This window comes from Candidatus Methylarchaceae archaeon HK02M2 (assembly GCA_024256165.1).
In the GTDB taxonomy this organism is placed as follows: domain Archaea; phylum Thermoproteota; class Nitrososphaeria; order Nitrososphaerales; family JACAEJ01; genus HK02M2.
In genome coordinates, this window is sequence record JAKLZG010000051.1 from 1 (window position 1) to 8,957 (window position 8,957).

The 8,957-nt window shown below is 37.9% G+C and carries 12 protein-coding genes and 1 tRNA gene; 6 read left to right on the forward strand and 7 right to left on the reverse strand.

Features of this window, described 5'->3' with window-relative positions; all coding sequences use genetic code 11:
- The first annotated feature begins 391 nt into the window (after positions 1-391).
- Positions 392-694, forward strand: coding sequence for a hypothetical protein (locus L6N96_04130; protein ID MCP8323348.1), 303 nt, complete (start codon positions 392-394; stop codon positions 692-694).
- A gap of 37 nt (positions 695-731) precedes the next feature.
- Here the strand turns inward: L6N96_04130 and L6N96_04135 are convergent, their stop codons facing one another.
- Positions 732-1,037, reverse strand: a complete 306-nt coding sequence (locus L6N96_04135; GenBank protein MCP8323349.1) for a hypothetical protein — start codon at positions 1,035-1,037, stop codon at positions 732-734.
- Between the two features lie 172 nt (positions 1,038-1,209).
- Between L6N96_04135 and L6N96_04140 the strand changes: the two genes are divergently transcribed.
- Positions 1,210-1,515, forward strand: coding sequence for a YdhR family protein (locus L6N96_04140; protein ID MCP8323350.1), 306 nt, complete (start codon positions 1,210-1,212; stop codon positions 1,513-1,515).
- Between the two features lie 15 nt (positions 1,516-1,530).
- Here the strand turns inward: L6N96_04140 and L6N96_04145 are convergent, their stop codons facing one another.
- The 5 genes from L6N96_04145 to L6N96_04165 form a co-directional block, all read right to left on the reverse strand.
- Positions 1,531-2,520 carry a BtrH N-terminal domain-containing protein gene (locus L6N96_04145; protein ID MCP8323351.1) on the reverse strand — a complete coding sequence of 330 codons (990 nt, stop codon included), beginning with the start codon at positions 2,518-2,520 and terminating at the stop codon, positions 1,531-1,533.
- A 140-nt stretch (positions 2,521-2,660) separates the two neighbouring features.
- Positions 2,661-3,890: a cysteine desulfurase gene (locus L6N96_04150; protein MCP8323352.1), complete on the reverse strand. Its 1,230-nt coding sequence runs from the start codon at positions 3,888-3,890 to the stop codon at positions 2,661-2,663.
- Positions 3,891-3,954: 64 nt separating this feature from the next.
- Positions 3,955-4,383, reverse strand: coding sequence for a hypothetical protein (locus tag L6N96_04155; protein MCP8323353.1), 429 nt, complete (start codon positions 4,381-4,383; stop codon positions 3,955-3,957).
- 125 nt (positions 4,384-4,508) lie between these two features.
- Complete coding sequence (locus L6N96_04160; GenBank protein ID MCP8323354.1) at positions 4,509-4,787, reverse strand: MoaD family protein; 279 nt, start codon at positions 4,785-4,787, stop codon at positions 4,509-4,511.
- Complete coding sequence (locus L6N96_04165; protein ID MCP8323355.1) at positions 4,780-6,045, reverse strand: threonine synthase; 1,266 nt, start codon at positions 6,043-6,045, stop codon at positions 4,780-4,782. Before L6N96_04165 ends, L6N96_04160 begins: the two co-directional genes overlap by 8 nt.
- Before the next feature lie 289 nt (positions 6,046-6,334).
- Between L6N96_04165 and L6N96_04170 the strand changes: the two genes are divergently transcribed.
- The 4 genes from L6N96_04170 (at position 6,335) to L6N96_04185 (ending at position 8,296) form a co-directional block, all read left to right on the forward strand.
- Positions 6,335-6,424, forward strand: a tRNA-Cys gene (locus L6N96_04170).
- A gap of 41 nt (positions 6,425-6,465) precedes the next feature.
- Positions 6,466-6,648 (forward strand): hypothetical protein, encoded by a 183-nt coding sequence (locus L6N96_04175; GenBank protein ID MCP8323356.1) that lies wholly within the window; start codon positions 6,466-6,468, stop codon positions 6,646-6,648.
- Positions 6,645-7,826, forward strand: a complete 1,182-nt coding sequence (pscS, locus tag L6N96_04180) for an O-phospho-L-seryl-tRNA:Cys-tRNA synthase (GenBank protein MCP8323357.1) — start codon at positions 6,645-6,647, stop codon at positions 7,824-7,826. Before L6N96_04175 ends, pscS begins: the two co-directional genes overlap by 4 nt.
- Positions 7,827-7,933: 107 nt before the next feature.
- Positions 7,934-8,296, forward strand: a complete 363-nt coding sequence (locus L6N96_04185; GenBank protein ID MCP8323358.1) for a helix-turn-helix domain-containing protein — start codon at positions 7,934-7,936, stop codon at positions 8,294-8,296.
- A gap of 287 nt (positions 8,297-8,583) precedes the next feature.
- Here the strand turns inward: L6N96_04185 and L6N96_04190 are convergent.
- Positions 8,584-8,957, reverse strand: a 374-nt coding sequence (locus L6N96_04190; protein ID MCP8323359.1) for a hypothetical protein, incomplete at its 5' end; no start/stop codon positions are given.

Consider the following 8,957-nt stretch of genomic DNA (forward strand, 5'->3'; position numbering starts at 1 on the left):
TGAACAGAAGAAGAAAATCAAAGAGATTGTTAGATCAGTAAGACAAAGTTTGGATATTATTGAGGAGGTCCTGATGATATAAAAGATATCACTGAGATTAAATATTATTAAGTTTGAAGTGCATTTATTTAGGGAAGTATAATCAAAGCTAAACCTTATAAGCACACACACTGTGGTCAGATAAGGTACCACGTTTCTTAATTTCTAAATCTTCTTCTGAGCTTTCATCCAAGTAATATAAAGTTGTAAAATATCTAATTTTAATCCTCAATATCCTCACACTTCATAAGCTTGAATAAGAGTCGCCTAGAGTTCTATTCATAGTATACACACATTCTTAACACCGTTATAATTTATAAGGGTGTCATTAGTATCTTTTTGCAGTGATAAAATGACAAAAGTAGAAGTAGATTCAGGGATTTGTGGGAAGAGAACGCTTATTGAAGTAAAGAATGTCAGTTCCAAGATCGTTTTAAATTTTGAAACTGATTGTCCAAAAATTACCAAGCTCTCTGAAAATTTGAAAGAATTGGATATAAGTGACTTCTCTGGTAGCATGGTCGATAATAGAGTATATCGATCTGCCCAAGAAAATCACATAACTTGTCCCATTCCCTGTGCCATACTAAAAGCGATGGAAGCGGAGTTCGGATTAGCATTAAAAAAGGATGTGAAAATATCATTTATGGAGTGAATAAATGATATTTGTAGGATAAGTATAATTGAAGCGATCAGGGTAGATCCTTTAATAATTCCTTAAACTTCGGAATTGTAGTTATGAACTCGTCTAAGCTACTAACGAGATCTACTTGGGGATAGGTCTTGAAGATGTGCCAGATTGGTACAAGCTGTTGTACCAATTCCTCCTCACTCTCAGCTTTCGTTATAAGTATCCCAGACCTTCTTAAGGAACTGAAATATCCAGCTTCAGGTTTCAACTGTTTTAGGAACTTAACGAAGAATTCTCCTGCCTTGGGGTCCTTTTCAAATGCATTACCGATCTCGACTGGAATCTCAAATACGATTGCGAATCTCACATTATCACCTCTACTGAATAAAAATAATAATGAAAATATTAATATTTTTTTGTCTATTTTATTCCAATAAGAATAAGGTACAATCTTGCCTCAATAAGATTCGGCTACACAAGGTCACCCATTTTATCAAGTATAATAAAAGGTTAATAAGAAATCAGGTGAGTGATAATATATGCAACTTCTTATCTTCTTGTTTAAAAGTGGAATGAATATCAAAGAGGTCTTAAAGACTTCTGAGAAAAGAGCCAAGGACTATCGCAAGGTTAGGGGTTTACTACAGAAGTTTTATGTCCGTGATAGATCAAGTAACCATTTTGGTGGAATTTTTATCTTCGACTCAAAGGAAAATCTTAAAGCGTTCAGAAACTCGGAGTTAGTGAGAAGCAGTCAGGAAGCTTATAAATTTCTTGATCCTCCAGATATCAGAGAACTCGAGATTGTAAAGTTATTACACGAACAAAAGGAGCATCTCATATAATTTTTTATTATTTATTTAAACATCTCTAAGTAGTCTATACGCTTTTTCTTCAATATCGGCTATTTGTGTGAGGATGGTAGATACTTTCTGTCCGTCCTGACGCAAAGCCGATTTACACAAAGAAATTATTCGCTCACCAGATAGTTTGAATAATTTGGATGAATCAGACCAGTTAAGTATATTGTATTTTTCCCCTAGAGTTTTAAGCACTGATGCTTGCCAAAAACGCATTCCGTGACTGTTTTCAAATGTTTCAGGCAATAAAGGTGGAGCAGTCGCATATGTAACCATATGCTCAAAACACTTTTCGTTATCCCATTCAATGATTTCATCAGCCAATCTACGCATTGCAGGAATGCCAAAAAGACGTTCTGGCGGATTTAAAAACCTCTCAGCCTTATTTAAAAAACCATTCTTTGCTACATCAAATTCAGAAGGAATAACTTCAGGAAGGGTAAAAACCCTTATTGTATTTTTTTTACTTACGCCAGGAACTCTCACATCTAAGGATTTTTCGAACTCATCAAAGGATATTTTTTGTACGTCTTTATAGCTACTATCATGCACAAGAAGAACCTTTTCTTCGTCATCATAACCAACCACAAGAATATAATGAAGAGGGACATGAATCTTTTTGTACAAATCAGGATAATAATGAAGATAATACATATCGAGAGCACCAGCAACAACTGGTTTTCCTATATCAATGAATTCTTTAAGCTTTGAAAAAGTATATTGAAAACTCCTTCCTTCGATAACAGTTTGTTTATATCCGATTAATAACCCTAAATCTCTCAGTAAATACTTAGGACTAGCGCCCCAATACACCATACAAGGCGGATCTGCTCCTTTAAAACGAAGATATGAAAAACCAGCCATCCCACCAACAATAGAAAGTAAATAATCAACATAATTGACTCCCTTCCAAGATAAAATATCTTCCAATCCGTTTACATAACAAGTAGATTCAAAGACTTTATGAGGTAAAGCGATTAATTTTTTCATATAATGAAGATAATATTTGTTTATTATTAAAAATTTTTATCTTAACTCTAAATTTTGGAAAATAAATTTAACTTTTGTAAATAAATGTGGAGGTTTGTTGATTGTAAATCATCCTAAATTAGGAGCAAATATGAATAAAGTTAATTTTCATGCTTCTCTCTCGTTAGTCTAGATCCCTGTGACTTTGAGATCTCCTCAACTGCGGAAATAAGCACATTAACCTCCTCTTTAGTGTTGTAGAGATATGTGGAGGCCCGGACAGATCCCCTAGGTCGGTTTAGAAAAATTTTCATCAAAGGAATGGTGCAGTGATGTCCTGATCTGACCATTATATTTCTTGAGATATCCAGAGCTAAGGCTACATTGTGAGGATTTTGGTCTTGGACATTAAAGGAAACTATGCCAATTCTTTTTTCCAAATTTTCAGGACCATATATCTCAACTTGAGGGATTTCTCTTAATCCATGGTACATCCTCTTAGTAAGTTCTTCTTCGTGTGTTTTTATACTCCCCATCCCGATCTCCCTCAGGTAATCAGTCGCTTTGCCTAATCCAATAATCTCAGCAATTGGAGGGGTTCCTGCTTCGAACCTTTGTGGGCTTTCATTCAATCTATAGTAATCTAAACCAACATCCTCTATCGTTCCTCCACCGATAGTAGTGGGTTCGATGTCCTCATGTAGTTCTTCGCGTGCATAAAGTATACCTACTCCGGTTGGACCGAGCATTTTATGGCCTGAAAAGGCCAAATAATCACACCCAATTTTCTGAACATCGACTTTCAAGTGGGGTATCGATTGGGCGGCATCAATAAGCATCTGAGCACCGTGTTCATGTGCGATCTGGGCTACTTCCCTAACTGGGGTTATCACGCCTAGAATGTTTGAGACATGAGTCATTGCTACCAAACATGTTTTATCATCTATCGCTTTTTCGAAATCAGAAATATCGAATACTCCCTCCTTGTTTGGTCTAACAATTTCTAAATCGACCCCATATCGTTGTTTAAGACGTAACCAGACTATGAAGTTAGAGTGATGCTCGATAAGTGTAGTGACGATTTTTTGTCCTCTTTTCCAGTTTAATCCGTTCGCAACGATGTTTATACCTTCTGTAGTGTTCTTGGTCGTTATTATTTCGGTTTCAGACCTGGCATTAATAAATTCAGCAATCTTTAGGTGAGCTTTTTCGTACTCTTCGCTTGCTTTCTGAGAGAGCCTGTGTACGCCCCGTTCTATATTTGCACGATAATTGTGGTAAAACTCCAACATCTTGTTAAGCACCGGTTCCGGTGTCAAGCTTGTAGCTGCGTTGTCAAAGTAAATGATACCAGAATTCAATAAAGGGAAATCTTGCCTAATCCTCTGCACATCTAGCAATTTTTAAACCTCTACTCAATTCCTATAACAATTAAAAAATATAATGCCGATGTTTTCAGGGTCGAATAGTCCTAGAAAGCTCCGCCAATGGATGACCTTTTGAAGTCATGGAGAAAACCTTCTCCCATCCAAAGGGGGCTTTGTCTACTGTATAATCAAGAGAAGCGAGATTGTCATATATGCGTTTTATGATATATGATCCTATATCTGGACTACAAATTTCGTCGGAAAGGTGTACGAAGGGGAAAATGATGATGTTTTTTATGCCCATCTTGTTTGAAACATTTACGATCTCCCCACTCCCTTTGATCACTACTTTTTGGGGGTTTTTTTCGTCTACTTTTTCCGCAGTTACGAAAACTACCAATGCATCCTTAAAAGCACAACTCTTACATCCATTTGGGAGTTCTTCAGCTACCTTAGTTCTCCGAGTTGTAAGATATGAGAAGTAATCGCAGTGGATCAAGAGCATTTTCAAACTCACTTCCCTCCTAAAATATATATTCTATAACATAGTTATATATTAATTATATTGAGATTTTCTCAACCACACAACCAAAATATAAAACCCCATAATTTTTTAGATCCATTGAATTTTCCCGAAGAAGCTCAACCCCCACTAACAGCCGGAATGATAAGAACCTCATCTTTATCTTCTAATACTGTATCGAGGTAGTTAAGGAAGCGGACATCTTTGCCATTAACATAGATATTGATGAACCTTTTTAGATTTCCAGCTGCGTCTAAAAGTTTCGCCTTAAACCTGTTTCCCCATCTCTCATAAAAACCATCTAGTGCCTCCTTTAGTGTTGATGCTTCTACTTCTACCTCTTTTTCTCCAGTTACGTTCACTAAAGCACCATAAAAAATGGTTTTAACCTTACTCATTTTTTATATCTCCTTGCCTTATGATCTTTTCTAGCGACTCTAAATTAGGCTCGATCACAAAGGGTTCCGGAATATGATCTAAAATAGTCTCGGCTGCTTTGAATCCATTACCAGTAACGCAACAAACAACCTCCTCATCTGGCGATATCTCTCCAAGTTCAACAAGTTTCTTTAAAACAGCCACTGTCACTCCACCGGCAGGCTCGGCGAATATCCCCTCTGTTTTCGCTAAAAGTTGGATTGCGTTCAATATTTCAATGTCTGTAACTGATTCACCAACACCACCAGATTCTCGTATAGCATTTAAAGCATAAAACCCATCTCCAGGGTCTCCTATAGCCAAGCTTTTTGCTATTGTAGAAGGATGCTCGATCGGCTTCACGTCAAAGGTATTGTCTTTATAGGCGTTTGTTATTGGGGAGCATCCGGAAGGCTGGGCACCCGTTATTCTGGTCTTTAAATCACTGATCAGGTTAAGTCTTTGGAACTCTTTGAAACCCCTCCAAATGGCACAGAGCAACGCTCCACTGGCCATTGGCACTATCACGTGATCAGGAGCTTGCCATCCAAGTTGCTCGCAGATCTCAAATGCCAAAGTTTTCGATCCCTCTACATAGTATGGTCGAATGTTTATATTCACAAACGACCAGTCATATGCCTCTGAAGCCTGAGCTGCAAGCCGGTTTGCATCATCGTAAGTTCCATTAACGGCCACAATTCTAGCACCATAAATCGTTGCCTGTAAGATTTTATTGAGTTCGATATTCGCTGGAATGAAAACATAGCAAGGCAACCCAACTTTGGCCGCATGCGCTGCAGTAGCGGCAGCTAGATTGCCGGTTGAAGCGCACCCGACAGCCTTGGCTCGAAATTCAAGAGCCTTAGATACAGCAACAGTAGCCGGTCTGTCTTTAAATGAGTAAGTTGGATTGACCGTATCGTTCTTGATATACAGTCTTCTTAATCCGAATACCTCAGCCAGTCGATCACACTTATGTAAGATAGTGTAACCAGCACCCAAATCTACAATTTTTCTTTTATTCTGGACGGGTAAGAGTTCAAAATATCGCCAAACCGTTTTAGGTCTTTTCTCAAACGATTTCCTGTCAAGCTCTATAGAGTCATAGTTATAGGTTACATCAAGTGGACCGAAACATTCCTCACAAGTATAAATCTTGGTTGGGGGATACTCTCTACCGCACTCTCTGCACTTGAGACCTCTTATGTATTCAAGTCTTCCAATACTTTGTATAACCATGTTATAACATAATAAATTAATATTCTTTTAATATTTTCTTGTTAATATTATTCCTATTGGAATTAATAATATTTCTTACTCGGAGTAGAATAGGCCTACAAAACAATATTATTTTTATGATGTTTGTGTTTGTATTTTCCTTTTTTGTAAGCCCGAAATATGTGATTGTTTGTGTTTGTACAGTATATTGATATATATTCTATTTGGAATAAAAATTACAAAAAGATATATATGGATTATAACTATGTTATAGCTGAATAAAGGAGGTTGAAAACGTTTAATCAGGATTGCCGGGGTGGCCGAGTGGTTAGGCGACAGGCTGCAGATAGCTCAGTATGTAGAGACCTGTTCTATGCAGGTTCGAATCCTGCCCCCGGCTCATGTTATGCATAGGATTCTCTTCCTGATGGTGGTGATATTATGACTGAAAAGTCCGTAGAGGTAACTTTTAAGGCATTGTTTGCTTTGATCGACTTAAGACAGATTTTTAGAGAAACAAAACCGATGTATCAATTAAGTACTGAACAGAAAGAGAAGGTCAAGAAGATTATTGGAGAAGTAAGACAAAGTATAGATATCATTGAAAAGGAGCTGATAACATGAGAGAGATAATAGATGATTTAGAAACAAGGGCAATAGAAGAGCTTTTCATAAATATTAACCCAATTCAACCCGGTGGTAGACTGACCCCAGAAGCCATGAAAGCTCTGATAGCTTATGGAGACGGTTATTCAACTTGTGATTGGTGTGGAAAACCTTTTAGGCTTGACAAGATCCGAAGGCCCCCTATAGACGAGTTTCATATAGAACTAGCAAAATTCTTGGGAATGGATCAGGCCAGGGTTGTCCCTGGAGCAAGAAGAGGTTTTCAAGCTGTTGTTTCTTCAATAATCGAAAAGGGAGATTCTGTGATTGTCTCTGCATTGGCACATTATACAGAATTTTTAGCTATAGAAGCTTCGAGAGGAGTTGTCAAGGAAGTCCCTTTAAACGAGAATAATGTAATTACAGGTGAAAACACAGCCAAAAAGATAGAGGAAGTGAGGAAAGAGACTGGTGCACTTCCCAAACTGATCATAATGGACCATTTTGATTACATGTTAGGGAATGAACACGACGTGTATGGAATAGCTCGAGTTGCGAAGGATTATGACATCCCTTTTCTGTATAACGGCGCCTATTCAATAGGGTTAATGCCTGTAAAGGGGAAAGAGATCGGGGCCGACTTTCTAGTAGGCTCAGGGCACAAAAGTTTTGCCTCATCCGCACCTTCTGGAATCTTGGCAACTACTGAAGAATGGGCAGAAAAAATTTTTAGAACGACAAAGATGGTTGGTGATGTGACAAAACGTAAATTTGGAATTAAAGAAGTCGAGATGATGGGTTGTACATTGATGGGTGCCAATTTAATTTCCATGATGGCAAGTTTTCCTAAAATTAAAGAGCGAGTTGAACGTTGGGATGAAGAACTTGATAAGACCAACTATTTTTTCAAGGAATTTTTAAGGATTAAAGGAAACAAAGTTCTAAGTGAAATGCCGAGAAAGCATACTCTAACGAAGGTAGATACTATAGAAAGTTACGATAAGATTGCACAAACGCATAAAAGGAGGGGGTATTTCTTCAGCGATGAGTTAAAAAATAGGAAGATTGTCGGAGAATTCGTAGGAGCTACAAAGACTTGGAAAATGAACACTTATGGACTCACGTGGGACCAAGTTATCTACTTGGCCCAAGCGTTTGTAGATATTGCCAGAAAATATAATATAAATGTAGCATAAACCCTGGATACTTCTTCCCTGAATAGGACTGATTAAAAATAATTAAATATTTTTTTAGGCAAACAATTTATAAATTATAACTTCGTTATACGATCCTGGGAATAAGAGTGAGACCTCCATGTGAGCTAGTTGCAGTTTATGTGTTGCCAGCCTTCCGATCCTTGGTGGCAAAAGAACTCATCGAGAAGTACGGTTATACGCAGGTAGCTGTGGCTGATAAACTTGGGACTACACAAGCTACTATAAGTCATTACCTTTACTCTAAACGTGGAGATAAGAAGATGAAGCAAATTCAATCCATACCTATAATTCAGTCTAGAGCAAAGGAGTTTGCCCATAGCATAGCCTCTGAAAAGTTATCCTTAATCGATGCTACACTAACATTTTGTAAATTATGCGTGGCCTTAAAGGAAGATAAATTTCTAGCATCTCTTTCTGGATGTAATACATGCTCAAATATGAAGAAATAACCATAGCGTCAATACTTTATTAAAAATCAAGATACCACTGACAATTCATTAAGACAATAAAATCATTGCTTTTTTAGGAACTAGCCATTTCCCCATTTTAATTAAAACCTCTTGTAGTGTTTTCATCTATCTCAATTGTATATTTTTTAATGTACTGAAGATAAAAGGAGTACATTTAACTTAACTAGTAATATCGCATACTTAAGTCTAGCAGAAATGGAGTGCTTGAACGAACAGACCGAAGACATGAATCAATGCTAAAAAAATGCTGGTTCACTCTCTCCATCTCATCTAATTCTTCTGCGAAGGATAGTAGCAAAGAGAGTGAACCCTATGAACAAAGGAAGAAGCAGGAAAGGGGAAAACTCAGGAATCACGAAACCCGCTGTAACCTCGATGTCGTCATCGTCCAACACGTCAACCCCTTCATCATAGTAGCCGTTCTCGTTGAGATCAACCACCACATCAAACATGCCAACGGTCTGAGGGTTCGACCAGACCAAGGTCGGGTCTAAGGTGCCACCCGTGTTTGACATGATTGAGGTCGCCGTATCAGCCACCCGGCTGGGAATCGACATGCCATCCGTCCACGTGGTTACATCCTCCACCACATAGATGTCATAGCTTGTGGAGGGATCGTAGCCAGTCCCAGTCACGTAGA

Excerpts from the sequence above, each read along its gene's own strand:
- L6N96_04130 (MCP8323348.1), top strand. The coding sequence starts at position 392 with ATGACAAAAGTAGAAGTAGATTCAGGGATTTGTGGGAAGAGAACGCTT.
- L6N96_04140 (MCP8323350.1), top strand. The coding sequence starts at position 1,210 with ATGCAACTTCTTATCTTCTTGTTTAAAAGTGGAATGAATATCAAAGAG.
- L6N96_04145 (MCP8323351.1), bottom strand. The coding sequence starts at position 2,520 with ATGAAAAAATTAATCGCTTTACCTCATAAAGTCTTTGAATCTACTTGT.
- L6N96_04160 (MCP8323354.1), bottom strand. The coding sequence starts at position 4,787 with ATGAGTAAGGTTAAAACCATTTTTTATGGTGCTTTAGTGAACGTAACT.
- L6N96_04165 (MCP8323355.1), bottom strand. The coding sequence starts at position 6,045 with ATGGTTATACAAAGTATTGGAAGACTTGAATACATAAGAGGTCTCAAG.
- L6N96_04175 (MCP8323356.1), top strand. The coding sequence starts at position 6,466 with ATGACTGAAAAGTCCGTAGAGGTAACTTTTAAGGCATTGTTTGCTTTG.
- pscS (MCP8323357.1), top strand. The coding sequence starts at position 6,645 with ATGAGAGAGATAATAGATGATTTAGAAACAAGGGCAATAGAAGAGCTT.